1 protein-coding gene is annotated in these 278 nt (G+C 69.8%); it reads left to right on the forward strand.

Translation table 11 applies throughout. The annotated features are described in order from the left end of the window. Window positions 1-278: hypothetical protein (locus tag EN850_RS36140; RefSeq protein WP_210238116.1), on the forward strand; the 278-nt coding region annotated here is incomplete at both ends.

Genomic DNA, 278 nt, shown 5'->3' on the forward strand with positions numbered 1-278 from the left:
CGCGACCAGCGCCTGCGCGCGAGCCTGCAGGACGGCCGCATCCTCATCCATCGCGACGTCGGCAGCGACTTCGTACTGCAGCCGCTGAAGAACGGAAACCTGGCCAGCGTCGACGGCGGCAACCGCTTCGCCTACTACGAGCGCAAGCCGGGCTCAGGCAATGCCAGCTGCGCACCGCCGGTGGCCTTCGTGGAGATCCCCCTGCCGCTGGACTGCCCGACCCTGGACCGCAAGGACGGCGCCAAGGCCTGCTGCACCGATGGCAAGCTGCTGGGCTG

The sequence above is a fragment of the Mesorhizobium sp. M8A.F.Ca.ET.207.01.1.1 genome, from assembly GCF_004794715.1.
Lineage (GTDB): Bacteria > Pseudomonadota > Alphaproteobacteria > Rhizobiales > Rhizobiaceae > Mesorhizobium.